This is a genomic window from Sphingobium mellinum (assembly GCF_037860795.1).
Classification (GTDB): domain Bacteria; phylum Pseudomonadota; class Alphaproteobacteria; order Sphingomonadales; family Sphingomonadaceae; genus Sphingobium; species Sphingobium mellinum.
Genome location: NZ_JBANRK010000017.1, coordinates 1 through 23,081 on the forward strand (window position 1 = coordinate 1; position 23,081 = coordinate 23,081).

Below are 23,081 nucleotides of genomic sequence, written 5' to 3' on the forward strand. Positions count from 1 at the left end.
TCAAATCCGCAGCTGTCCCTGCAACTGTAAGCGGCGAGCGCGATGCACATGTGCGGACGGGAGTACCCGAGCCGCCAACCACTGGGCCGGACGCTAAATCCTGCGAGGCCTGGGAAGGTCGTGCATCAAGCTTTGACCCGTGAGCCAGGAGACCTGCCAGCGCACCGGTCGCTCTTGCCTTGGTCCAGGGGATGGTCACGGCACGGTAATTCTCCGTCTGAGCGACGAACGAGCGGTGGAGGCCGCATCGGTTCGCGTGGTGGTCGCCTCGGGCGTCCGGCTACCGGCGCACGCCGACCATCGTCGATCGTCGGCCAAGGCCTCCGGTCGTCTTTGGGATGTCTCCGCCGGAATGCCGCAGACGCCGGGGGAACGACGATGACATCGAACACACAGACCTTGGCTCTTGGCATGATCATTCTCGCCGTCACGGGCACACCCGTCTTTGCTGCCGACGATGGCGGCGCACCCGCTTCTGGGGAGGGTGCGAACGTCGCAAGCGAGATCGTGGTCTTCGGGCGCGGCGAGGCCAAGATCGGCACCGCCCATGCCGCCAGCGAGGGCAGCGTGGCCGGATCGGATCTGCTGGTGCGTCCGCTGCTACGCGTCGCCGAACTGCTTGAGGCGGTGCCCGGCATGGTTGCGGCCCAGCATTCGGGCAGCGGAAAGGCCAACCAGTATTTCCTGCGCGGTTTTAACCTCGATCACGGGTCGGACTTCACAACCTACATCGACGGCGTGCAGATGAATTTTCGTACCCACGGCCACGGTCAAGGCTACCTCGATCTCAACGGTCTGATTCCGGAGATCATCGCGCGCGAGGATTTCCGGAAGGGGCCTTACCGCGCTGACGGCGGCGACTTTGCTCTGGCCGGCGCGGCTTACATGACCACGATCGACGGGTTCGACCGACCTTGGATCGCTGTAGAAGGCGGCTCCTACGGCGCGCGTCGGGTGGCGGCGGGCGGCACAATCAAAGGCCTAGGAACGGGCGACCTAACCCTTGCTGGGCAGGCGAAACGCTATGATGGTCCGTGGCAGGAGGCCGAACACCTGCGCCATTATTCGGGCTTCGCCAAGTACACAATGCCTGCGGGCGAGGGTATGGTGGAAGCTACGCTTCACGGCTATCGCGCAACCTGGCGGCCGACCGAGCAGATTCCCGAACGCATCATTGGCTCCGCTCAGTGCCCAGACCGCTTCTGCTCGCCCGATCCGTCAGCACGCGGCGAGACGACGCGGTTCGTGGGCAACTTTGCTGTTCGGCAGCCTGACTGGAGCGCCAACCTCTACGCTCAGTACTACGACTGGAACATGTATTCGAACCCTACATATGCCGACCCGGACGGGACGAGCGCCCAGATCGACCAGTATGATCGCCGTTGGATCGTTGGCCTGACCGCCCGTAAGCAATGGGACGTCTCGCCCGCCCTGCAACTGAGCGTGGGCACCGAAAATAGATACGATCACATCGGCAACGTCGGCGTGAAGCGAACCGCCGACCGGCAGGACCTGTCCTCGCTCGGCCGCTATCACGTCGAAGAGCGCTCAGGAGCGCTCTATGGCGAGGCGACATGGAAGCCGGTGCCGGGCCTGCGCCTGACCGGTGGCCTACGCGGCGACTACTATGATTACACGGTCCGCGCCCGCGACGCCGCCGCCGTCCTCTTGGGAGAAGGCAGCGGGCACGATTCCATCGTCTCGCCCAAGGTCTCGGCCGCCTACGAGGTGACTCCGCAGTTCGAGGTCTATGCCAACTGGGGCCGGGGCTTCCACTCCAACGACGTACGTGGCGCAGTGAACGAGGAGACTCCGGTTCCGGTCCTCGTGCGCGGCACGGGCAAGGAACTGGGCGCGCGCCTGCAGGTCGGCAGCTTTTCGCTGACGGGGACTTACTGGTGGCTCGATGTCAGCAGCGAACTGCGCTTCGTGGGCGATTCCAACGCGGTCGAACCCACGGGCGCCAGCAAGAGGCATGGCTACGAGATCGTCGCCTTCTGGCGCCCGCTATCTTGGCTCGCACTCGACGGCAACTACACGGCCAGCCATTCGCGCTACGACGATGGCGACCGTATTCCCAACGCTTTCGAGAACGCCGCCTCGGCAGGCGCCGCGATCGTGCTCGACCCATGGGAAGCAAGCATCCGCCTGCGCCATCTCGGGCCCTATCCGCTAATTGAGGACAACTCGGTACGCGACCATGGCAGCACCGTCGTCAACGCGCGCGCAGCGTGGAAGGGCGACCACATCCAGATCTACGGGGAAGTGCTGAACATCTTTAACAGCCGGGACAAGGACATCGCCTACTACTACGAGTCCTACATCCCGTCCTACGACACCGGCGGTCCCGTCGAGGGCAGGCTGAGCCGCGTGGTCGAACCGCGCACCGTGAAGGTGGGCGCCAAGTTTACGTTTTGATTATGGGCCGCCGCGCGGAATTATTCCCGCGGCGGTTAAAAAGGTGCGACAATCAGGTGTTGGCGTCAGGCCGTGCCGCGAACGCTGGTTCGGCTTCGCCGGTAAGCGACCCTGTTTCTAGCGCAAACAGTTGCATCGCGTAACGCATCGCGATACATTGGCGTCATGATAATTGGATTCCGGCACAAGGGGCTTGAAGCCTTTTATCGCACTGGCACGACGCGGGGTGTTCAGGCATCCCATGTGAAGAAGCTGCGCAACATCCTTGCGCTGCTCGAAGTCGCGATAGGTCCGGACGATATGAATTTACCGTCCTTCAAGCTGCACCCGTTGAAGGGCGATCTGAAAGGCCATTGGTCCGTTTGGGTCAACGGCAATTGGCGTGTCACATTCCGGTTTGTCGGCAACGATGCGGAACTGGTCGATTATCAGGATTACCACTGAGGCTATGATGATGATGCACAATCCCCCCCACCCTGGCGAACTGTTGCGCGATGAAGTCATTTCGGCGTTGGGCTTGTCCGTTACCGAGGCGGCCAATCGGCTTGCCATGTCGCGTGTTGCTCTGTCGCGCGTGCTGAATAGCAAGGCCGCGATCAGTCCCGACCTCGCGGTTCGGCTCGAACAGGCTGGTGCCAGCACGGCGCGGGCCTGGCTCTCGATGCAGGCGAATTACGACCTGTGGTGCGCTATGCAGCACGAGCAGCCACCCGTTCGGCGCTTACAGGACGCAGCGTGAGGATTGACAACAAAACGGTGGTTTAGTTGTCAGGAAGCCCAACCTCATCAAAATAGCCCTGAGCTGACACTCTCAGTTTGATGTCAAAACCGGGTAAATCGGGGTGTCCATGTGTTTAGAATCAAGCGATCTTTTCAGGGCAGTCAGTAGCGTAACTGGAGGATCAGTGGATATCCATAACAGATATCATCACGCAGAACGTCAATAATATAATCAGGAATATATTTTCTCAAATGGTTTGAACTTCTCAGAAACATAATTTGAGAATCCGCAAATATCATTCTTAAATAATTCTTCATAAGAATGTAGTTCGTATCCGAACTTATAGCGCATAATAAAGGAATTATTCTTCGCGGAAAACATAACGTCGGAACCATTATATTCTCCAAAAAAAGACGTAAGTCCATGATTATCTGCTAAAGTCTCTCGCGAAAATTTTTCCATTCTTTTTGAAATTTCTTCAACATTGGAACGCAAATTTTCCGTTTCACCATTCTTCTCGATCGCATTTTCAATTTCATTGTTAAGTGCATTTCGTGAAAAAAGCTCATCAACAAACGATGATTTTATGCAATTCACGTTGATCAAATTGTTGAGCCATAGCTTTCCCTCCGCGTTTTTAAGCCTAAAATTGGCGATTGAAAGCGTTTCATGATAATTTGTTACAAGCTTATGCGCCTTTGCGTCGCTATTAATCTCTTTACTTATAATTATCTGCATTCGCTCTTTGCTGGCTCCAGAAGAAAGCACGGCGCAGATCCGATAGAAATCGTACAAACCAATCCGGTCGGCGTGCTCATAAAATCTATCATGATCCACTGTAGTGCCGGACTGAGCAATATCTAGCAAGGATTCGGACAAACGTTGTACTTCTACCTCGTAAAATATGTCTTTGATGATATCTATAGGAAATCCACATCTAGACAAAATGTAAATTCGCAAATTCCTTTCATAGCATTCGTCAATGTAATTACATATTTCTATTGACTCTTTCCTGATATTCATTCGCTTGCATGAACTGTTATATTTTAGGGAGTAGTATAATATGTTACATATAGAAACATGTAGATTTCTATATTCGCGCCACATCGAGGGCTTGAATGATGCAGGCAGGCCAAAGGTATTCATGCCCGTTACACAGCCCAAATCCATCCAACGGGAATCCAGCGCGATGTTTGAGCCTGTCAATGCGCCATGCATGATCCTTTTTGCGGAAGCTGCGGCAGATTGCATGGCGATTCTCTGACCAATGTTCCGCAGCCCCTCAATAACCGCTTCATTCTGGTCCGAGTAGCTGGAATTCGACGATGCTCCCTTCGTCAATTCGTCAAATAGCATGGCTGACGGCAGAAAATTGATCGCACTTCTCGTACGCTGCACATCTTCGAGTGATGGCTTATTTATGAAACCTTCGTCGGAGTTCCACTTGGGCTTAAAGTAAATAGCGCGCTCAAAACTTGCTAGTCGAAGGGTAGCCGCCCTGATCAATAGGGCGCCCGGATGCCCCTTGCGCGCACCGCCGCGCTCACGCGTCCAACTCATCCTCCCAGTTGCAATTACAGCTGGCGTATCCACCGCGCCGAATGGCAGGGCATGCTTCAGAATTTTGGCCCAGATCGCTTCCGCCACTGCATCCACCAAAGGAAGGGTCCCATGCCCATACCAAAAATCCGAATCGACCCCTAGCAGTTGGTTGGATCCCATTCCCTTTACGAGATACTGACCATCAGTTCCGCACCGAGCCCCCCCGCCATTCGAGCCGATACCGACGCCCCCATAGCGCTCGGCATAGAATGTCTTGCGTGGAGCCGATGATGATAAGCCGTCCAACCCATTCGGGCCCACATAGGCGTAATTTTGGAGAAGAGCCTCTTCGTTCATCTCTGAACCATCATCATCAAAGAATATGACGCATGGATTATTGAGTTTTCTCGCTTCAAACGAATCTAATAAAAACTCAGGAATACTCATCGTCAATACCGCCAAATTTGTTTATTATTTGAATGTCTTGTGGTTCACGATGTGAGTTCGGGCATCGTCATATTGCTCGGTCACGTCCGTCAGTCGGCCATGCGCAAAGGCCAGTATCCGCTTGGCCGCAACGATAGTTTCCAGTCGGTGGGAGATCACGATGCGCGTGATGCCAAGTGCTGCAATGGCGGTGTTGACCATCATTTCGCGTTGCGAATCAAGTTGCGAAGTCCCCTCATCCATCACCAGCACCTTCGGTTGCCGATAAAGGGCGCGGGCCAGCAGCAAACGCTGCTTTTGCCCGCCGGACAGGGTTGAGCCCATGTCGCCAACCAGCGTCTCATAGGCCATAGGCATCGCTGCGATATCCTCGTGCAACGCCGCCGCCTGAGCAGAGACGAAGATGCGGTCCGTATCGGGGGTGTCGTCGAACAGCGCGATATTGTCTGCCAGCGACCCTGCGAAAAGACTATCCTCCTGCAGCACCGCCGCCACCTGCTCCCGATAACTGCGGTAGCCGAAGCGGGCGATCGGTTTGCCGTCAATCAAGACTTCACCTTGGTCAGGCTCGATCAGGCTTAGCAGCACCTTCACCAAGGTGGACTTGCCCCCACCCGACGGCCCGGTGATGGCGATATGCTCGCCAGGTTCGATGGAGAGATCGACGCCATTCAGGACAGGCGGGTCGGTGGGGCTATAGCGATAATGGATGTTGCGCAGTTCGATCCTGCCCAGTAATTGCACCTCTGCGCGGCCCTCTTCGGCAAGGCAGCGATCGGGGTCCGTAAGCGCGATATCGGAAAGGCGCTCGAGGTGTAGGCCAAGCATCCGGAACGCGATCGTCTGATCAACCAATGAGGCGGCGCGCTGCAGAAACTGCGTCTTGTACGCCATATATGCGAATACCATACCCAGGCTGAAGCCGCCGTCGATGACGGACCCGACCGCCAGCCAGATTGATCCAATCGTTTCCAGGCCGAATATCATGGTGTTGGCCGTCGACTGCCAAATGCCGAGGCGCGAGAGTGCGACATTGGCATTGGTAGAGTCGGTCAGGCGCGTTTGCCACTGCGCCAAGCGCGTCGCCTCCCGATTGAACAGACGCAAGGTCACGATGCCACGCAAGGTTTCGATCATCGTCGATTGTTCCTTGCCGCCCGTGATTATGGCATCTTCCTCCGCCATACGCTGAGCGGTGAAGCTTAACGCGCGGGAAGCGCCGTAAAGAGCAAAGGCCAGCAGCGCGAGGAAGGTAAGAAGCGGGGAGTAAAAGAACATTACGGCGAGCGAGAAGATAGCCAGCGTTCCGTCGATGATGCCGCTCACCGCGCCCTGTGTGAGGAAGTTCTGGATCGGTGCCACGGACTGGAAGCGGGAGAGGATGTCGCCGACCTGTCTCTTCTCGAACCACGGCACGGGAAGGCGGAAAAGCCGCCGCGCGACATTGACGACCACGGCATAGCCAAGCGCGGTGCCCGCCGAGAGCAGCACGAAGGAACGCAGCAGCGACGCCCCAGCATTGATCAGAGTGAACAGCCCGAACCCAAGCGCAAGAACGCTCAGTAAGTCGCGATCCAACGCGGGAACGGCACTGTCGATGGCCGTCTGCATGTAAAAGGGCGATGCGAGCACGAACGCTTCCAGCACGACACTGAGTACGAGCGTCTGAACAAGAGCGCGCCGGAGCCCGGTGATTCGCCGCCAAAGCTGCGAAAGGCGCAATCGTTCGCGCTGGTCCGACGATTCGAAATCGTCCGACGGACGAAGCTCCAATGCGATACCCGTGAAATGCGGCGAAACCTCCTCCAGAGTCAACCATCGCGATGTGCCGGCGGGATTGTGAATCAGCGCCTTGCCACCCACCACCCGTTCCATCACCACATAATGGTTCAAATCCCAATGTAGGATCGCGGGGACGTGAAGTCCCTGCAGCTTGGAGAGAGGCAGTTTGACAGCACGTGGCGTCAAGGCGAGCTGGTCCGCCATGGCAATCAGCGATTTGAGTGTCGCGCCGCGCATTGCAGGCTGGAAACGACGACGCAACGTTCCGAGATCGACATCAAGCCCGTGAAAATTGGCAATCATTGCCAATGAGGCCAAGCCGCATTCGGCCACCTCGGTCTGTCGAACCAACCGAACACGCTGTCTGCTCCACAGGCCGAGATCTAACAGCGCGCTCATCGTGCGCGCACCGCAAAGAGCGGTTCGAACAGCCACTCGATCAGGCTGCGCCTTTCCGTCACGATGCGTGCCGAGAGCGTCATGCCAGGAAGCAGCGGTTGCCGGTGCCCAAATGCCATCACCCAAGGGTGGGACAGGCTGGCGGTCACCAGATAGACAGGCAGGGTTCCGCTTGGCGCCAGGCGCGGGATTGCTGCGCGTGAGATGCTGGTAATTCGCGCATGCACCGTTCCGAACGTCTGATAGGGAAAGGCGTCTATTGACAGGCGCACATCCTGCCCCACCGCCATAAAGCCTGACGCGGTGGTTGGCACGTATAGCTCAACCCGTGTCTGCGAATGGCTAGGCACCAGCAACATCAGCTGCTGTTCGAGTGATGCGGGTTGGCCAAGGCGCGCCGTGAGCGCCGTGACCATTCCGCCCACCGGCGCGACAAGCGCGTAGCCGCGCGCGAGATCGGACTGCGCATCCTGTTGCAGGAGGGTGGCGCGGTCGGACTGCGTGCTGGCGACCTGTGCGCGAGCCGCCATGTCAGACTGCGTGATGGCCCGGCGCGCCTGCTCAATTTCGGAACGCTTGCTCGATAGGGACTGTTCCATCTGTGCCAGCTGCTGCCTACGCGTCAGCAGTTCCGCTTCCTGCCGTTCCATGTCGCGCTTGCTGACATAGCCTCGTTTCGCCAGTTGCCTCATGCGGCTTTGATCGGTCATAGCGGCACCAATCAGTTGCTGCTGATCGACGATCTGCGCCTTCAGCGAGAGCAAGGCGGCCAGCCCCCCCTCAATTTGCGCCTTGAGCCGGGCTTGGTCCGCGTGGGCCGCGCCCAGCACCAATTCCGCCTGCTCCATTAGGCGAGCGTCCTGCGTCGCGAGAGCTTCGCGAATGCGCTGCGGCGCGGTGGCGCCTGTTGCCATGTTTTCTTCGGAACGGATGACAGCAAGCCGTTGTCCTGCGGCGACCTGCTGTCCTTCTGTCACGTCAATACCGACGACAATGCCAGCGCGAGAGGGAACGATAGTTGCTACCCCCCGGTCGAGCGCGACCTGCCCCGGCACGGTCTCGACTCGCGCATACGTAGCGGTGGCAAGGAAGGCGATCACGGTAATCAACGCAGCAAATAGCAAAAACCCGATGACCTGCCAGGACATGGGCGTGGCGATGTTGACGTTGCCGTGGAGCCGCTCTGCCCTGTGGGCGAGTGCCTCCTGTCGGAAGAGAGGCGAATGACTCATCCGGCCTGTAGCCCGGCCACAAGCGGTTGCAGGGTAAGCGCCAGCCTTCCATGCAGAGGGATAATGAATGGGGAAAGCGACACCAGAATGGATGTTCCAAAGGCCGATTTATAGATTTCATAGGCCGTACTGCGATAAAGCAAACCGCTGCGCCCCCCCCCGAATATCACAGGCCATTCAGAAGGGCGGTGCGCAATTTACGCCCCAACATTCAATTTACAGCGCCTGCGTGATAACGCCTTCGCTCCACAACTTTTCCATTTCGCCAATAACTTGGATGGGATCCATTCCATCGCCAATGCATTTCTTCGCGATTGACAGAGGCGTATTCGTTCCGACCGATAGATCTGCGCCGACCCTTTCAATGAAGGCGTTCGATATCTCGATCCGTCGAAATCTGACGGCATCTGACCGCACGTCGGGGTCATAATGACCGCCGTCCGAAATCTGCACCGCCTTGCTGCCAACGAGATTTGTCTGCATGCAGTTGGCGGTTATGTCCTTCAACACATCCGCCAGATCCACCGCATCACGATAATCCCGCTCGGCATAGATGATATATCCATCGGGCCACTTGTCAGACGGCATGGTGGGACTGATCAGTTTGACCGTTCGTTCGACCACGTTAATCAGGAAGCCGGTGACACATGCTATGGTGCCTTCGAGCGAAGCCTCCTTTTTCGCCTTACCCTGCACGTTCCGGCCCGCGGCAAATTTTGTGATCGCGCCTTCCGTTGCCATTTGCAGCACGATCTCGACGCCGAACAATTCTTCCGGCGTGAAACGTTGGTGGATTTCCAGCAATTGCCGCTTTGTCATGACTGAAAATCTGTTCGGCGTGGACTTTCGTTTGTCCCACTCAGCCAGAACGCTCTTGGTAAGGTCGATGTTTCGCAGCGGGATGGCGGTCGTCGTTTGCGGAATGACGCCTACAACATCCTCGAAAATCTCAAGAAAGCCGACATATTCAGGATTGTCCAGAGGGTCGGTGGCCCAATAGCAGAACCCGCACTGCATACCGAGACCAACGATGGCCTTTACGGCCTCAAGCGTTTTCCGCCATTCGACATCGCCACCATCCGCAAGGGTCGCATCGCCGGCGAATTTTTTAGCGGATACACCGCAGAACCAGCAGCCAACTGAGCATCCTGATGACAGTTCGAAGGCCACAGGCGGATGAGTGATGCCAGCTGCTGCCGCGTCGAGTTGAAAAGCCGCCCTACCCATATTACGCATCCGCCAAAGATCAAACTCCGGTGTGACGCCTTGGCTGCCGCCGTAGGAAGCAATGGAATCACGAATTTTCAGATGGTTCGCGATATGCTGATCCCAGAGATAGGTGAGCGGCCAGTCGTGACTCGTCGCTGCAGATCTGAACAGGCGATAATCAGGATGAAACACCGGTAGCAAAGTGTGAACGTCGATATCACATCCACAGGAATCTTGCGCATCCTTAAGGGATAACTTCCCATCAATGACCGAATTCTTGAAATCTACATCACCGATCCAGCGTTCCAAAAAACGTTTAGAATGACTTAGTACACGTTGGGTTTCCTGATCTACGGAATATAATGCCCTGTATTTATCCGCAATCGACATGCTTGTTTCATGTGAAAGTAGGCCTAATGTTTCATGAGTCATCTGCGGTACGCCACTTTGCAACTGCAATTGATCGCTCATTGAGCAACCAAATGTGCTTTGATTTCGGCGGATAATTTGCGGGGCTCCTGCGTGCCAAGGTAAACTATCTTCCCCGACGAAAGCGAAAGCTTGAGAGCTTGAGAGCCTCTCATACTATAAATTTTACCGCCTAGCCCATAGCGGATGCCCCAACCTCCGAAATCGGCCATGGGACTATATTCGATCTCCTCTACCTTCCGGATGTCGGTATATTTCAATTGAGCAGCCGGAAAAGGCCATATGCGGACAGTAATCTCGACGTCATCAAGGCTAGTTTTAAGCCGAAGGGACATTATTAGAAATGTAATAGCGATGGGCGCAATTATAACCCAAAACATCCCTGGGGAAAATCGGCCCGCGTGCCACGCGAACACCAATGGAGCGATGAAGACGCTGGTCGACAGTACTATAACCAGTATCAAAAGCGGCAAAGGCAACATCTGATCTTCATTGTACATCGTTAGCGCCTCTTAACTCGAACCACCACCGCCGCCGCCCCATAAAGAAACGGTAGCCCAGACCGCTAGAGACGCTGCGCCTGCAATGACGACCACGACAGCTGCAGCGGCAGTGACAACAACTGCCGCATAGGTAACGACCGCGATAACAGCCGCAGCCACCGGCACTGCCGCAACGCCACCAACGACGTAATCAATCTCGGCCTCCGTCAGATCGGTCATTTCATTGTCGTTACCTGGATGAATGTAACGGACCTTGCTTTTTGACAAATTAATGTCGGTGAAATAGCCACCCCACTCACGATCCGAGATGTCAAACCCATGACTTCTAGAAAGTTGAGCTACAGCAGAAAGGCTGAAATTATCGTTCAAAAGTTCTTGAAAATCATCCCAGGAATTTCGGATAGAATCCTCATAAAGGTCGATTTTTTGGCTATTCATTCAAACCCCCTATTTGCGCCGACGATCGCCTGCTGAGCAGCCGCATGCCGCCCATAAACTGAAAGCGTTTCCCTGCGGGAAGGGTAGCGTCTATAAGTGGCTCTATGCAATGCAAAATTCACGATATGTTCAATCTGGCGTATTCTCTCGCCGTGTCAAATTCGAGATTGCGCGCTTCCCACAGCAACCGAGAGCCAGCGTCGCGTCATCAAGCTGCAAGCGAGGTGCCATCTTGGAAACTCCGTAGCGAAGGTGAAAATATAAACTAATCTACATTTTGCTTTTGAATGAATAATTGAACAAATAAAGTAAATAGGATTGGCAAATTGAATAGGAAAATTGAGCAACTTGGCTTGGCAACAAAGTTAGTTTCTGAATCGGCGTTTCATAGAAACAGACCACCAATTTTTATATTCAATTCTATCATAATGCCGGCAATAGAGCATGGGAATATCCATTTTGCATTTTCAGGAGGAGGTGATCCTATTGCATATTGGATTTGGGCGTATTTGGCACCAGACGTTGAGCAACGTCTACTGAAAAACCCTCACGATGTTTTGCATATCAGCGAATGGAATGAGGGCGAGAATTTGTGGTTTCTCGACTTCTGCGCGCCGCACGGGCACTTGAGCGATATTATTTTGTTCATCCGTTCTGAAATGTTCCGAGGAATTGACCGGGCTCGATCACTAAAATTCGCCAAATTTGGCGGCATCAGGAAGGTTTCAGTTTGGAGGCGGGCATCATCGTTACAAAGAAGATATCCCCGTTCATCGCGGGCTTTACCATTAAATGCGTTCTCGAGTACTCAAACTGAGTACCAGGGTAACTTGGATTTTTGATTTTTACATCTCTTTCGCTTTTGGGTTCTGTTCCGACAAAGGTCTGCCGATCCTAGATCCGACGGCGACGGCAAAGCTGATGTTGCTCTGAGCGCCACCAGGCCCCGGGCTCTATGGTTCGATTTGCGTATACCTTTTAAGGACCGCCGTTAGTCCGGTCTTGTTATTGCCGTTTGACAACGTAAAAAGGACTGCACTAAAACGGATTGCCTAAAAGAGACCAATCATGTTCGTTCGCGCTTATCTTCGTGCCTCAACGTCGCAACAGGACGCTTCTCGGGCGAGAGGTGCCCTTGATGCGTTCGCGGCCGAGCGAGGCTTGCGAATTGCCGCCCGCTACATGGAAAACGAGAGTGGTGCGAAGCTTGATCGGCCAGAGCTGTTTCGTCTTTTGGCAGATTGCGAACCTGGCGACGTTCTTTTGGTGGAGCAGGTCGATCGCCTGTCCCGCCTCACTGCCCCGGACTGGATGAAGCTGCGATCGGAGATCGACGCTAAGCAGGTTCGGATCGTGGCGTTGGATCTGCCCACGTCATGGAGCCTCGCGGCCCCTGGCGACGAGTTCACCGCGCGCATGTTCTCTGCCGTCAACAACATGATGCTCGATGTTCTCGCTGCGGTTGCCCGAAAGGATTATGATGATCGGCGTCGTCGCCAGTCCGAAGGGACGGCGCGTGCCAAAGCTGCGGGCTTGTACAAAGGGCGGCCAGAGAACAAGGCGCGCAATGTCGCTATCGCATCCATGCTTGGTGACGGGCGCACTTGGCGGGAAGTCATTGACGCCACCGGATGCAGTCGAACGCTCTTAGCCAAGATTGCCCGTGAAGTGCGGCAGCGACAGGTCGAACGGCAAGAGGCCCCCTGCCCTACCCCGTGAAATGGTGGTTTAGTTGACTGACAACCACATCGCCGGAAACCCGCAGAAATGCGATGCTGAAATTGGCGATTTTGACCGCTGACAACTTAATATGAAAATAATCCGATTAAGTTGACAGATGGTACTCCCGCGTTAGTGTGAACATAACGGCAACGCGGAGTAGACCATGAAACGAACGAAGGAACCGCCCAGCGCCGTTTCGGCACTTCGTCGCTGGCGCGATCGTCAGCGCCATGAACGCATAGCCCAGGACCAACAGAGGGCGAGCGACACGCGCAAGAGCGGTCTGCGCCGCGAGCGCGCTGCCGAGCGGCAGGCAGAACAAAAGGCTGTGGCGATCAATGAGGCGGCTTCCGACTTGGCACGCGAGGAACGCTATTTCAGCGCGAGCAAAGAAGCGGCTGAATCTCGCCGCATCCTTGGAATAGCATCGGGCAGTTTGATGGCGTTCGCGGCGATCGGCTTGATCGGCGCATCGCTCACAGTCTACCACCTCTCGCACCACCCCATCCCGCGCGACGAGAACGCATTGTTAGTCGCCTTGTCGCTGTTGGCGGCATTCGTGATTGCGTTGGCGGCGCTGTATGGTTGGTTCCTCTTCTGGTGTCAGCCTTGGCTCGAACGCAAGCGCGATGCGGCGGAGGCCGCCAAGCAGCTCGAACGGATCGCAAACAAGCGTCAGGCGCTAGAGAATGGCGCTTTCACCGTCGCCAAGTCCCGCCGTCCCTTCGGCGGACCTTACGAGATCCGTTTCACCGATCATAAGGCGTGATGGTATGAAGATCGGCTATGCCCGCGTCAGCACTGGCGAGCAGAACCTAGCGTTGCAGATCGACGCGCTGCGCGCCGCTGGTGCCGAGCGGATCTTTGAGGACAAGGGCGTAAGCGGCTCCACCGTATTCAAGCCAGCCTACGGCGATATGTTGCGCCACGCGCGAGCTGGTGACGAAATCATGGTTTGGCGGCTCGACCGTCTAGGCCGCTCTCTCCCTGGCCTGATTATCGAACTAGAAATGCTGGGAAGCCTTGGCGTCGGGTTCCGATCACTCACGGAGCAGATCGAAACGGTGACACCGGCAGGCCGGTTGTTTTTCCATATGGTTGGGGCATTTGCCCAATTTGAGCGTGATGTAATCCGCGAGCGCACCAACGCGGGGATTCAAGCGGCGCGCCGCGCTGGTAAGAAGCTGGGGCGGCCTGTGTCGATCAATGAGGATCAATGGAAACAGGCCAAGACGCTGCTGGCTGAACCTCACAAAATGAGCGTGGTGGCAGTCGCGGGCCTGTTGAATGTCACCCGCCAGGCCATCTATAAACGGCTCAGCGCTGAGAAACTGGCCGAACCAGTCGAGGCTTGATCCATGGAATACCCCCCTGCCCTTCCCTTCGATTAGCGCACTCCCCTTAAGCGTCGCCTTTCCTTGGGCAGCTACCTAGGCCGGTGATGATTGTGCGAGCGAGCATATCCCCTCGTGCTCGTCACTGCTGATTGACGCACCTGGGCGGCTCCCCCTGCCTCATGCGGGAACGGACCTTCGGCCCCAAGCAGAAAACCACCGCTACGCGCCTACGGTTTCCGCAAGCGGACCCTCCGTTTTTCAGCTTGCCCGCGTCAGGGGGCCGCCCCTCCAAAGTGCGTCAGCAACGACAGCACGAAGGAACGGACATGCAAAACATCGCTGAATTTCGCATCATCGGTCGCATCGGTAGCACGGAGATCAAGGAAAAGGTGGCGACGCTCGACGTTGCAGCAAACTACGGCCGCAAGGTCGGCAACGAATGGGAGGACGATACCCATTGGAACCGGGTCACCTGTTTCGGCAAGAATATCGAGCGCGCAGCCAAGATGGCCAAGGGCGACTTGGTGCATATCACTGGTCGCATCCGCCAATCCCGCTACGATCGCGAGGGCCAGACCGTTTACGGCGTTGACCTGATTGTTGATCGCTTGGCCGTGATCGCGAAGAATGGCCGCCCCGCCGATGACGATCGCGACGGCGGCGAGGATTGAAGCGTGCGGGCGGCGCTAGGCGCCGCCCATTACATTACATGCAAATCAAATTACATGCATATACATGCAATGCTATGTGCAGGCATGTAAATGGCTTTGCAAGGCTGTCATTGCCATTAAATGGCTTTCCAAGGCTTTCAAGTGTCAGTATGATATGAGAATGCCTTTGCTGTCTTGTGCAGTTTTGGGGCATCCTATGAATGTAAAGGAAAGCAAATGGCAGTCATCGCCTTGGCATCCCCGAAAGGAGGTTGCGGCAAATCCACAACGGCAATCGCGTTGGCCGGTGCATATGCCGAGCAGGGCTATACCGTCAGGATCATAGATGCCGATCCCCGCCAGCGTGTCATGCGCTGGGGCGAGGCGGGGCAAACTGGTCCACAGATCGCGGTCGTAAGCGCAAAGGCAGAAACGATTGTTGCAACGATCCGTGCCGCCGAGAGCGAGGCGCAAATTGTCATCATCGACGTGGAGGGAAGCGCGAACATGGTTGTTCCGTTTGCCATCGCCCACGCCAATTTCGTCATCATCCCGGCTAACCCATCAGCGGCGGACGTTGAGGACGCTATCGCAACCGTGCGCGTCGTTCTGGACACCCCAAGCAAGCACGGACGCAGTGTTCCTTACGGGCTGCTATGGACGCGCGTTTCAACAGGGTTCCAGTCTCGCGAGTTTGCGGCGCTTGCTGGGCAACTCGCAGAGGCAGGGGTGCCGGTGATCGGCCAGTTTGTCGAACGCACCGCCTACAAGTCACTGTTTTCATACTGCACCACATTGGATCAGCTCCCGCGCGACGAAGTGCCGGGCACCGACAAGGCGCGGGCCGAGGGGGCCGCGCTTGCGAACGCAGTGGCCGACGCGATTTTGGCCGATCAGGAGAAAGCCGCATGACCGAGCCGCAAAAGCCTCAGAGGCGCAACCTGGGCCTGCCTCTGGCATCGGTGCGTAGTACGGCAACGGAGACGCCTGCGGCCGACGACAGCGCCAGGGAGACCGCGCTGCGTCACGGGTTCGACAATGTGCCGATCGCGGCGAGCGAGGTAGATCGCCTGAGAGCCAATCAGAACAGCGAACCACCGCGCCGGAAACGTGGGGCAGGGCGGTCGATGCCCTTCTCGGTGAAGCTCTCGCCCGCCACGATGGAATACATATACGAGATGGCAAACTCGCGCGACATTCCCTTGGCACAGGTGATCGAGGAGCTTGTGGAGGCTCATCGAGCGGTCGCAAAGTGATGCGCCGTCGATGACGATCAACGAGAACGGGGAGGGCAGGGCCAACCCCTAAATTGGCGGGCGAGGCCGTTGGCTGGAACCAGCGACCCCGCCCTAATCACAACCGCAAAATTGGAGCTTTGCGAATCATGACTGACACCACCCTACCGAATCCGCATCCTGCGAGCGATGCAGCTTGGACCGTTGTGCCGCAGTTACGAGCTTTCATGCCGAGGTGAGCCGCGCTGCCGCTGCCGGTGACGACATTGACCAGGCCACCGCCGATGCTCACGCATTTGCAGCCGTCGCGCTTATCGGGACGCCGACAACGCATGTCGTGCAGATCGGTCAGAAGATCAGAGCAGCCGACAATCTGGTAAATCTCGGGCAGCTCTATCCCAACCTCGCAGAGATCCTTCTGAGGGACGTGCTTGGCTTGATCGGGATCACGAGCGGGGATGATCGACTATTGCCGTATCCCCTTCACTGAGACGAGGGCGGCCAGCGCGATGTGCTGGCCGCTACGCTGCTCCGGTGAACCTATAGCAAGGCGACTGTGACGCAGAGCCGTTGCAGAAACCAACCAGAAGGATCATGACCGGGGCGCGTGCCAGTGTCATTCGGCTCGCTGATCCTTCCCCGTCATCGCAGCGCCCGTCTGTGGTGAGGGCGAAGGCTGACGGAGAAGAACATGACCGCATCGACCATCATTGCCGACATTCCTACCGGCCTCATCGTCGTTACCGGCCTTGTGATGCTGATCCTGGCTGTTCGCTTCCGTGGCCCTATGTCGATCGCTTTCGCAACCCTCTGCCTGCTCGGAACTTGGAACGCGGGAGAGGCACAGCCCGTCCTAGCGGCTATCATGGGCATTGTGCTTTATGGCGGCCTAGCCATCATCGGAAGCATCTTTGGAGGTCGCGGCGAGCTGGACCACGAAGCCCGATCCGGGGGCTATGACTATGCCGCCGAGCAAGCGCGCCTCGCCAGCGAGTATCATCGCCGCGACCGGGAAAGCCGCTTTTAGTCTCCGGACAATCCGCCCAACGCCGCAGCCACTTTCGCCGCACCATGCTTCGCTATGGCGGCGGCAATGGCGCGTGCGTCCGAGCGATCCAGTTCAGGAATTTTGACACGTTCTAGTGCCGCCAGAAGCACAGGGCGGCCCGCATCGCGCAATGCGTCCTCAGCCTCCTTTTCGCGCTGAACAACGGCCGCCAGCGCAGCCTCAAGTTTGACGCGCTCTTGCTTGATGCTTTCAAGGGCAGGGGACTTTGCCATGAGATAAATTCCTTCGTTGTGGTCGAGCTATAGGGTGGTTTGAGCTGGGATTGTGTCGATGGGATCAGCCATCATCACCAGACTATCAGCCTATCACGGCGACACATGCGGAGGCCGAGTTTGCACCTAGTCCGCCTTCTCTAACTGACATTTCAGGATTGTTCTATTCTTGTCGCGAAGAATGTCCAGACGGTGTGCGATGCGTTGAATCTTGAAATCCTAATTCCAGAAACGCGCGGCGAAGCCGCTCCTTTTCTCTCTGCGACGATCCAGCCAGGCGCTCCGATCGGCTTTGGTCGGATAGCGGCTGCCAAAAAGTGCATCCCCCCCGGTCCACGTCTTTTTGGTTTTGCTTGAGGGAGGGGAATGCGAGTGGTAAGGAAGGGATAGAGGTTGAGGTTCGCAGGATAGCACCATCGACAGCATTGTAACACAATGCGCTCTATGGTGTCCGCTGCACGGGGCTTAAGAATGGCGCATCTGACGTTGCGAGTTGAAGACGACATTGCGGAAGCCATCGACATGCTGGCGAGGGCGGCAGGCATGACACGCAGCAAGTGGATCAACCGTGCTATCCGCGATGCCTTGCCTGCTCGTCCCGACGAGGTGCGAGACGTACCGACAGTTGCAGGCGCCTCTAAAATGCTATCGCTTCGTTTGCCCGCTGACGAGCTGGCGGCCATCGATATGGTCGCGGCCAAGGGGGGCATGACCCGTTCGCAATGGGTCAAACGTACATTGCGTTGGCAACTCTGGACGAAGGCCGGCGAGCTGCGCCTCGCGCCTAGCAGCTATCGTTCGATCATGAAGATCGTCGGCCAGGTGCGCGCTATAGGCTATTCGCTCAATCAGGCCGTGAAGGCGATGAACGCTGCCAACCGTCCAGAAAGTCCGCTCTTGATCGAGCAGGTTGCACCCCATGTCATCGCCATGGAGGGGCGACTTTCGGCAACCATCAAAGAGGCGAATGCTACCCTTACTGCTATCGTGTCAGGGGAGGTTGATTACTGGACGGGGAGGGGCACCACGTCCCCTATCGCCGATGAGGTTCAGCCGTGAACGGTTTTGAGTTTTCCGATCAGACCCTTGAGGATTTGGAGCGGGTGCAGGGTGCGCGCGGGGCTGGGCGTGGCAAGGTTGACCATCGGGGAAACCGTGCTCTCTCTCGCGACTTAGGAAGTCTGATGCGCGCGCCGGGGCAACTCGCTTCTGGTGCCGCCCGTGCCGCTTCGCGCAGCCGTGGAGATCGAAGCGCACGGGCCATTGAACAGCTTGGTCGAACTGCCGAGCGCGCGCCTCAAGTCGTCGTGAAGATCACTAGCCGCATCCATGGCGCGGCCAGCACCGTTGGCGCGTTTACCTACGCCGGTCGCATCGGCATGTCCGATCAGGAGCCTATCGGGATCGAAACCAGCGAGGGCAAGGAGCTGATGAGCGCACAGGATATGATGGTCTTGGCGCGTGAATGGCAACAGTGGGAAACGGCGGACGAAGCGCGCCGCAATGGTGCGACAGCTATCGCCATGGTGTTCTCTATGCCTCCCGGCACTGACCCCGAAAAGGTCCGTGAGGCGGTGCGCGATTTTGCGGAATCCGACCTTTCAAATCGTCGCTGGGTGATGGCCCTCCATACCGACGAGGCGCATCCTCATGTCCACCTTATCATAGCTGGCCGTGATAATGACGGACGCCGGTTCAACCCTAACCGCGAGTTCCTGCAACAGTGCCGTGAACGCTTTGCGGAGAACCTTCGGGATCGTGGTGTTGAAGCCGACGCCACCAAGAGGATGGCTCGTGGCTACCCGCCCAAGCAAGACCCCACGCCCGTTCTAAAGATGCGTGAACGTGGCGCGGAGCCAGTCGCGGATAAGGGGAGATTGGCCGTCATCGGTGGACAGGTGCCCGATGCCGCGCAGCGCCTTGGTGAGCGCGAGAGGGAGCGGAGCAAGACCGTCGCGAACCATGTTTCGGTACGCGAAATCTATGTGCGTGCGGCGGCAGAATTGGAGGCTCATGGCGGTTCTGCCGAGGCAGATCGAGCAAAGGCGCTTCGCGCATTTTTGGAGGCTATGCCGGCGCCCGCCAACGCCCGCGCGGAGATCATCGAGCGCCTGCGTACCGGCAATGCGCTGCCTAGGGACCTCGCGCCCGATCGCGAGCTTGAGCGGCTTAAGGCTCGCGTCCAGCAGCGTGACGCTGAACAGCGAACCGCCGCCCTGGACAGGATTGAGCGGGCAACCGGGAGGATCAAATCTGTTTCTGCCGAGCTGAAAGGGAGCGACAACAAAGCCGGGGCAGGGGAGGGGGAGCCGACCGTATTCGACCGTATTCGTGCCAAGTCGACCGAGCTGAAGAACGACAGCGTACCTCCCAACGCCGCACCCGATCGTGCGCTTGCTAGCGCCCGTGAGCGGCTACAGGCTATGCAGCGCAAGATGGATAAAACCATCAAGGATCGCGCGCAGGATAAGGATCGAGATCGCAGCCAGGACCGCACTCGCGATCCCGATAGGGAAGGGCCGGGCCGGTGAATGACGACGAACTATTGGGCGCTTTGCTTGAGCAGATCGGGACGCTGGCCGAAGGTGTGCAGGCGGTCATGGAGAACCAACAGGCGCTATCCGCGAAGCTGGATGAGCAGGCGTCGAGCTTGGCCGCTATCGGCGTTGCAGTGGGATTGACCTACCTTGCAACGGGGACTGAGGCGCCGCTTCCCGTCGATGTTCTTGAGGATCGCGCCTTCGCGCGTTTCCTCGACAACTACCCGCTTGATGGTCCCCCGATCATGGGCAAGGCGGCGATGGATGAGCACCTGGCGCGATTGGATCAGATCGACCCGACCCGCCTTGCAGCAGGCTTCCGCGACCTTGAGAGGCAGACGCACCTGTCTTTGATTGAGCGCGTCCGCAACAGGCAGATCGAGCGTATAGCGCGCGAGAAGTATGGCGATCTTGAGGCCATAGAAAAGGGGCGTGCCGTCGCCGGCACGCCCCTTCGTGAGACAGATCGCGGGGATCAGGGTTAAGGTTCTTCGATCATGCCCTGGCGTAAATAGATGAGCCGTGGTTTGGCGCTTATGCCGGGGTCGTTACACCAACCCTCCACATGCTCGCATCCCAATGCAGTGTGCAATTGATCCATTATCTTTCGCCAATTGGGATCGGTGTCACGGACCATAACCACCCTTTCACTGTCGATGCCGACACACGCGACCACTACGGGGTTGAAGCCGAATGAAACTCGGCCAACCGTCACTTCATCAATCGCCGCCCATGGCTCGCACCATTGCTCATTGCCGTTGCTCAGCACGATCCCTTTCGTCTCCGCGCTGATGATACGGAGCGGTCCTGAATCGGCATGGTCAGTCGGTCGCATGACTATCGTTCGAGATCTTTTGAGGTCTTATCAGCAGCCGTGCGGTGCTGGTCGCGCGTTTCGTCCCGGCGCTGTTCGACCTCTCGAACACGAGGCGTCCGAATTTCCCCGCCGCGTTCCATCGTTTGAGCAACGGCTTCCCGTGCCGCAACCTTCATCCTCGCCGCCTCTGGCGTGGCCTGGCCGTACTTCTTATCAATGGCCGCATCCATTGCGGCTACCTGTTTGGCGGCAGGATTCAGGCGCTTATCGTCCAATCGCTCCGCTTGCGACATTTGCCTGAAATCGGATGCAACACGCCGATCGCGGTCCTCTCGCGCGGCATCGCGTGACCCATCCAACCTATCAGCAGGCTTGCCGGATGATGCAGCCCTTTCGGTTCTATCGTCGGCCATTATCCCTTAGCTCCTTTCAGAAATGATAGTGCGTCGTTGTCGCCCTCTTCTTCGGCAGGATCGGCGGACCCGACCTGATCGAAGTTCATGCCCGTGAGATCGGCCCGCAATCCCAGCGCCACAAAGAACGCTGTCGCTTTATGCGGATCGCCATCATCGGGAAGTTCATCAATGGGGAAGCCGACCAGGCGCCCGTAATCGACGCCCTGCAACGCTTCCTCGTCCGTCATTTCGGGGGATTCTGCCCGTTCGATCAGGGCGAGCGAACGGCGCGCTATGGAAGGATCGAGAGGCCGCGGCCGAACCGGTGGCGGTGGGACTTTCGACGCTTGCAGCATCCACTTGTCTTTGTAGTAACGGATCTTCCCGCCCTTGAGCGGAGGGATACCGGCGCGAAGCACAATCACCTCTTCCTGAGACAGCAGCAGCAGCTCTTGCGGCAGCATCAGGGGCCGTCGCTGGTCGGAGGTCGATACAGACCCCTCAAACGCATCCCACACCCGCTTGGAGCGGGATTTTGCCTCGTAGGTGTAATTCCCGAGGCGTTCGGATACCTCCTTCGCCACATCGACGTGCTTTGGCGTAAAGACCAACTCGACGCCGCAGTTCTGGACGATTTCGCTGGTCACGTCAGGCCCGTACACGTCGCGGAGCTGGCCGCGTGCCTGAATGACCGGCACAAGACGAATGCCGTAGCCGGCGACGTAGGAGAAGCCCGAGGCGATCACACTGGCGCGACCAAGCCGGGCAAACTCGTCCAAAAGGAGCAGCAGCTTGAGGGGGTGCCTGCCCTTCTCCGGATCGGGCAGCTCGCGCACGTTCAGGTCAATGAGTTGCTGGAACAGCAGATTATACACGTCTGCCATGCGTTCCATGTTGTCCGGTGACACGCCGAGATAGAGCGAAATCGGCTTCGTCCGGAAATCTCTCAGGTCAAAATCGGATTCCGATGTGGCGGCGTCCACATATGGGTTGATCCAAAGATTGATCTTGGCCGAAACGGATTGCCGAATGCCGGTGAAGGTATTGGCCGAGCTGGAAATCCAGTCGTTCAGGGCCGAAATGCAGGCTTCTGACAGGGGATCGCCTGCGGCCTGTCGTTCCTTGATGATCTTCGGAAACCGCTTCTTCGCGTCGCCCCCGCTGAAATTGCGGTATATCTCCCCCATCGTGAAAGGGAGATCCTGTGTTGCTGCGATATACGCCGACACTCCGAGAAACGCGGTGCGGGCGCTGTCCATCCAGAAGCTTTCGCCGTTGGCGGGCGGCGGCCAAAGCATCGCTGCGATCTTTTGCAGCTCGTCAATGACCTCTACCGGATCGGTGCGCTTGATATGCGCGAAAGGATTATAGCGCGCGGTGCGGCCTTGTGGATCGAGCGGATCAAAAAGGAGAACCTGATGGCCGAGGCTTTTGCGCCAACCAGCAGACTTCTCCCAATTCTCCTGCTTCACATCGAGGACGACAACAGAGTCCGCCCAGGTCAGCAGATTGGGAATAACGACGCCTACGCCTTTACCGGCGCGCGTCGGAGCTTCCAGCAAGACATGCTCAGTGCCGCTAAACTGGATGAAATCTCCACCACGCCCGAATAGCGACTGGAAGAAGGTTTTTGGGCTGCGCCCGAGCAGCAACCCTTCATTGGGGTCCATCAAGCCCGCCTCGCGAGCCTCGTTCCTGTTGGCCCAGCGCGCAGCGCCGTGAAGGGATTGCTTATGGTTGAGGAACACCATGAAGGCGACCAGCGCGCCAGCGGCGGCTACACCGCCCATCCCCTTGGCGAGCCATCCCATGACGGCGGGATTATGGCGGTAGAACCAGAAATATTCGGGCATTTTGAAAATGTTCAGATCGGTCCTGAGCTGCCCCAAGCCTATGATCGCTACCAAGCCGCCCAAGGTCAGGACCGTGATGGTGCCGATTAGTACGTAACCGATCAGTTTCCGTCGCTCCATGAGCCACCCTC

The 23,081-nt window shown here is 57.4% G+C and carries 24 protein-coding genes, 1 pseudogene and 1 riboswitch; of the genes and pseudogenes, 15 read left to right on the forward strand and 10 right to left on the reverse strand.

Going from position 1 to position 23,081, the window contains the following annotated elements; genetic code table 11:
• Nucleotides 1-175, forward strand: a riboswitch (cobalamin riboswitch). This riboswitch is flagged as partial in the annotation.
• Nucleotides 176-411: 236 nt separating this feature from the next.
• From AAC640_RS14820 to AAC640_RS14830, 3 genes are all read left to right on the forward strand, one after another.
• The gene (locus AAC640_RS14820; RefSeq protein WP_340267606.1) at nt 412-2,418 is read left to right on the forward strand and encodes a TonB-dependent receptor; all 2,007 of its coding nucleotides are present in this window, start codon (nt 412-414) and stop codon (nt 2,416-2,418) included.
• A gap of 165 nt (nt 2,419-2,583) precedes the next feature.
• Entirely contained in the window at nt 2,584-2,862 is a 279-nt protein-coding gene (locus AAC640_RS14825) for a type II toxin-antitoxin system RelE/ParE family toxin (protein WP_340267608.1), read from the forward strand.
• 10 nt (nt 2,863-2,872) lie between these two features.
• Nucleotides 2,873-3,157 carry a HigA family addiction module antitoxin gene (locus AAC640_RS14830; RefSeq protein WP_340267610.1) on the forward strand — a complete coding sequence of 95 codons (285 nt, stop codon included), beginning with the start codon at nt 2,873-2,875 and terminating at the stop codon, nt 3,155-3,157.
• A 213-nt stretch (nt 3,158-3,370) separates the two neighbouring features.
• Here AAC640_RS14830 and AAC640_RS14835 read toward each other — a convergent pair whose 3' ends face one another.
• The 6 genes from AAC640_RS14835 to AAC640_RS14860 form a co-directional block, all read right to left on the reverse strand.
• Nucleotides 3,371-5,128, reverse strand: a complete 1,758-nt coding sequence (locus AAC640_RS14835; protein ID WP_340267612.1) for a hypothetical protein — start codon at nt 5,126-5,128, stop codon at nt 3,371-3,373.
• 24 nt (nt 5,129-5,152) lie between these two features.
• Nucleotides 5,153-7,309, reverse strand: coding sequence for a peptidase domain-containing ABC transporter (locus AAC640_RS14840; RefSeq protein ID WP_340267614.1), 2,157 nt, complete (start codon nt 7,307-7,309; stop codon nt 5,153-5,155).
• On the reverse strand, nt 7,306-8,541 hold the full coding sequence (locus tag AAC640_RS14845) for an HlyD family secretion protein (protein WP_340267616.1): 1,236 nt from the start codon (nt 8,539-8,541) through the stop codon (nt 7,306-7,308). Before AAC640_RS14845 ends, AAC640_RS14840 begins: the two co-directional genes overlap by 4 nt.
• 216 nt (nt 8,542-8,757) lie before the next feature.
• A complete protein-coding gene (locus AAC640_RS14850) occupies nt 8,758-10,221 on the reverse strand; it encodes a radical SAM family RiPP maturation amino acid epimerase (protein WP_340267618.1) in 1,464 nt (487 codons plus the stop codon).
• Nucleotides 10,218-10,679: a hypothetical protein gene (locus tag AAC640_RS14855; protein ID WP_340267620.1), complete on the reverse strand. Its 462-nt coding sequence runs from the start codon at nt 10,677-10,679 to the stop codon at nt 10,218-10,220. The genes AAC640_RS14850 and AAC640_RS14855 overlap by 4 nt, the downstream gene beginning before the upstream one ends.
• Before the next feature lie 12 nt (nt 10,680-10,691).
• Entirely contained in the window at nt 10,692-11,120 is a 429-nt protein-coding gene (locus AAC640_RS14860) for a hypothetical protein (protein ID WP_340267622.1), read from the reverse strand.
• A 326-nt stretch (nt 11,121-11,446) separates the two neighbouring features.
• Between AAC640_RS14860 and AAC640_RS14865 the strand changes: the two genes are divergently transcribed.
• The 9 genes from AAC640_RS14865 to AAC640_RS14905 all read left to right on the forward strand — a co-directional run bounded on the left by AAC640_RS14865 (nt 11,447) and on the right by AAC640_RS14905 (nt 17,091).
• The gene (locus AAC640_RS14865; protein ID WP_340267624.1) at nt 11,447-11,962 is read left to right on the forward strand and encodes a toxin-activating lysine-acyltransferase; all 516 of its coding nucleotides are present in this window, start codon (nt 11,447-11,449) and stop codon (nt 11,960-11,962) included.
• Between the two features lie 226 nt (nt 11,963-12,188).
• A complete protein-coding gene (locus tag AAC640_RS14870) occupies nt 12,189-12,839 on the forward strand; it encodes a recombinase family protein (protein ID WP_340267626.1) in 651 nt (216 codons plus the stop codon).
• A 166-nt stretch (nt 12,840-13,005) separates the two neighbouring features.
• Nucleotides 13,006-13,611 carry a hypothetical protein gene (locus AAC640_RS14875; protein WP_340267628.1) on the forward strand — a complete coding sequence of 202 codons (606 nt, stop codon included), beginning with the start codon at nt 13,006-13,008 and terminating at the stop codon, nt 13,609-13,611.
• A 4-nt stretch (nt 13,612-13,615) separates the two neighbouring features.
• Nucleotides 13,616-14,197, forward strand: a complete 582-nt coding sequence (locus tag AAC640_RS14880) for a recombinase family protein (protein ID WP_010408953.1) — start codon at nt 13,616-13,618, stop codon at nt 14,195-14,197.
• 308 nt (nt 14,198-14,505) lie between these two features.
• Complete coding sequence (locus tag AAC640_RS14885; RefSeq protein WP_340267630.1) at nt 14,506-14,850, forward strand: single-stranded DNA-binding protein; 345 nt, start codon at nt 14,506-14,508, stop codon at nt 14,848-14,850.
• 216 nt (nt 14,851-15,066) lie between these two features.
• Nucleotides 15,067-15,741, forward strand: a complete 675-nt coding sequence (locus AAC640_RS14890) for a ParA family protein (protein ID WP_010408950.1) — start codon at nt 15,067-15,069, stop codon at nt 15,739-15,741.
• Nucleotides 15,738-16,085 (forward strand): hypothetical protein, encoded by a 348-nt coding sequence (locus AAC640_RS14895; protein ID WP_340267633.1) that lies wholly within the window; start codon nt 15,738-15,740, stop codon nt 16,083-16,085. The genes AAC640_RS14890 and AAC640_RS14895 overlap by 4 nt, the downstream gene beginning before the upstream one ends.
• 214 nt (nt 16,086-16,299) lie before the next feature.
• Nucleotides 16,300-16,554: a hypothetical protein gene (locus AAC640_RS14900; protein ID WP_340267635.1), complete on the forward strand. Its 255-nt coding sequence runs from the start codon at nt 16,300-16,302 to the stop codon at nt 16,552-16,554.
• 201 nt (nt 16,555-16,755) lie between these two features.
• A complete protein-coding gene (locus tag AAC640_RS14905; protein ID WP_340267637.1) occupies nt 16,756-17,091 on the forward strand; it encodes a hypothetical protein in 336 nt (111 codons plus the stop codon).
• On the opposite strand, the gene AAC640_RS14910 is transcribed toward AAC640_RS14905, so the two are convergent.
• Nucleotides 17,088-17,345, reverse strand: a complete 258-nt coding sequence (locus tag AAC640_RS14910; RefSeq protein WP_340267639.1) for a hypothetical protein — start codon at nt 17,343-17,345, stop codon at nt 17,088-17,090. The two genes, AAC640_RS14905 and AAC640_RS14910, sit on opposite strands and share 4 nt — an antisense overlap.
• 471 nt (nt 17,346-17,816) lie before the next feature.
• On the opposite strand from AAC640_RS14910, the gene AAC640_RS14915 reads away from it, so the two are divergent.
• The 3 genes and pseudogenes from AAC640_RS14915 (at nt 17,817) to AAC640_RS14925 (ending at nt 20,370) form a co-directional block, all read left to right on the forward strand.
• Nucleotides 17,817-18,404, forward strand: a complete 588-nt coding sequence (locus tag AAC640_RS14915; protein ID WP_340267641.1) for a ribbon-helix-helix domain-containing protein — start codon at nt 17,817-17,819, stop codon at nt 18,402-18,404.
• Nucleotides 18,405-18,793: 389 nt separating this feature from the next.
• A pseudogene (locus AAC640_RS18395) lies at nt 18,794-19,078 on the forward strand (relaxase/mobilization nuclease domain-containing protein); the annotation flags it as partial.
• A gap of 794 nt (nt 19,079-19,872) precedes the next feature.
• Nucleotides 19,873-20,370 carry a hypothetical protein gene (locus tag AAC640_RS14925; RefSeq protein WP_340267645.1) on the forward strand — a complete coding sequence of 166 codons (498 nt, stop codon included), beginning with the start codon at nt 19,873-19,875 and terminating at the stop codon, nt 20,368-20,370.
• On the opposite strand, the gene AAC640_RS14930 is transcribed toward AAC640_RS14925, so the two are convergent.
• The 3 genes from AAC640_RS14930 to AAC640_RS14940 are packed head-to-tail and all read right to left on the reverse strand — an operon-like array spanning nt 20,367 to nt 23,070.
• On the reverse strand, nt 20,367-20,720 hold the full coding sequence (locus AAC640_RS14930) for a hypothetical protein (protein ID WP_340267646.1): 354 nt from the start codon (nt 20,718-20,720) through the stop codon (nt 20,367-20,369). The genes AAC640_RS14925 and AAC640_RS14930 overlap by 4 nt on opposite strands.
• 2 nt (nt 20,721-20,722) lie before the next feature.
• Nucleotides 20,723-21,115, reverse strand: coding sequence for a hypothetical protein (locus AAC640_RS14935; protein ID WP_148648495.1), 393 nt, complete (start codon nt 21,113-21,115; stop codon nt 20,723-20,725).
• Complete coding sequence (locus AAC640_RS14940) at nt 21,115-23,070, reverse strand: type IV secretory system conjugative DNA transfer family protein (protein ID WP_340267649.1); 1,956 nt, start codon at nt 23,068-23,070, stop codon at nt 21,115-21,117. Before AAC640_RS14940 ends, AAC640_RS14935 begins: the two co-directional genes overlap by 1 nt.
• Nucleotides 23,071-23,081 lie beyond the last annotated feature (11 nt).